Below are 1,375 nucleotides of genomic sequence, written 5' to 3'. Positions count from 1 at the left end.
GGGCCGGGCGGGCAGGACATCGCGGCGGTGCTGCGGGTGCGCGCCGCGGGTGCGCCCCACGTCATCAGGGGGCCCACGGCCGCGCAGCGCGTCGCCGGGGAGCTGCGAGCGGGACTGCGTGCGGCGAGCGGAGGGTTGGACGCGGACGCGCGGGGCCTGCTGCCGGGTCTCGTGGTGGGGGACACCTCGCGGCTGCCGCCCGAGCTCGACGACGCCTTCCGCACCGCCGACATGCTCCACCTCTTGGCCGTGAGCGGCTCCAACCTGACGATCCTGCTGGTGGTGTTGATCGGGCCGCCGGGCCGGGCGCACCGGGCCGAGCGGCGCGGCCTGGCGGCCCGGCTGGGGGTTCCGCTCCGGGGCACCGCCGTGCTGGCCGCGCTGCTGACGCTGGCCTTCGTGGTCGTCTGCCGTCCGGACCCCAGCGTGCTGCGGGCGGCTGCCTGCGGGCTGATCACCATCCTCGCCATCGCCACCGGCCGCCGCCGCTCGCTGCTGCCCGCGCTGGCCGGTGCCGTGCTGGCGCTGGTGCTGGCCGACCCCTGGCTCGCGCGGGACTTCGGGTTTCTGCTCTCCGTGCTGGCCACGGCCGCGCTGCTGGTCATCGCGCCGGGCTGGAGCGCGGCCCTGCGCCGCAGGGGGGTTCCGGGGCGGCTGGCCGAGGCGCTGGCCGCCGCTGCCGCCGCGCAGGTGGCCTGTGCGCCCGTGGTCGCCGTGCTCGCGGCGCACGTCAGCCTGGTCGCGGTGCCGTGCAATCTGCTGGCCGAGTTCCTGGTCGCCCCCGCGACCGTGCTGGGCTTCGCGGCGCTGGCCACCGCGCCGGTCGCGATGCCGGTCGCGAAGGCGCTGGCCTGGCTGGCGGGCTGGCCGGTGGAGGGGATCGCGGCCGTGGCCCGGACGGGGGCGGCGCTGCCCGGCGCCGAGATCGCCTGGCCGGGAACCTGGGCAGGGGCGGGGCTGCTGGCGGGGCTCACGCTGCTGGCCGTGTTCGCCGTCGTGCGGCTGCGGTCGCGGCACCGGCCCTGGCTGTGCGCTGCCCTGGGGCTGGTCCTGGTGCTGGCCGTGGTGCGCCCGGCGCCGCTGGTCCGCCCGTTCACCGGCTGGCCGCCGCCCGGCTGGCGGCTGGTGGTGTGCGATGTGGGCCAGGGCGACGCCCTGGTGCTGGCCCTGGACGCCGGGAAGGGCGGCGGGGGCGGCGCCGTGGTGGTGGATGCCGGGCCCGATCCGGAGGCGGTCGACCGCTGTCTGCGCGGGCTGGGCGTCACGGAGATCCCGCTGCTGGTGCTCACTCACTTCCACGCCGACCATGTCGCGGGGCTGCCCGGGGTGCTGCGGGGGCGCGCGGTCGGCGAGATCCAGACCAGCACGCTGGAAG

1 protein-coding gene is annotated in these 1,375 nt (G+C 78.2%); it reads left to right on the top strand.

Features of this window, described 5'->3' with window-relative positions; translation table 11 throughout:
- Positions 1 to 1,375 (top strand): ComEC/Rec2 family competence protein (locus tag G5C65_RS37275; RefSeq protein WP_165303464.1); only part of this gene is annotated, 1,375 nt, incomplete at both ends.

This window comes from Streptomyces boncukensis (assembly GCF_011045075.1).
Classification (GTDB): Bacteria; Actinomycetota; Actinomycetes; order Streptomycetales; family Streptomycetaceae; genus Streptomyces; species Streptomyces boncukensis.
This window is presented reverse-complemented; position numbering and strand designations above follow the sequence as displayed.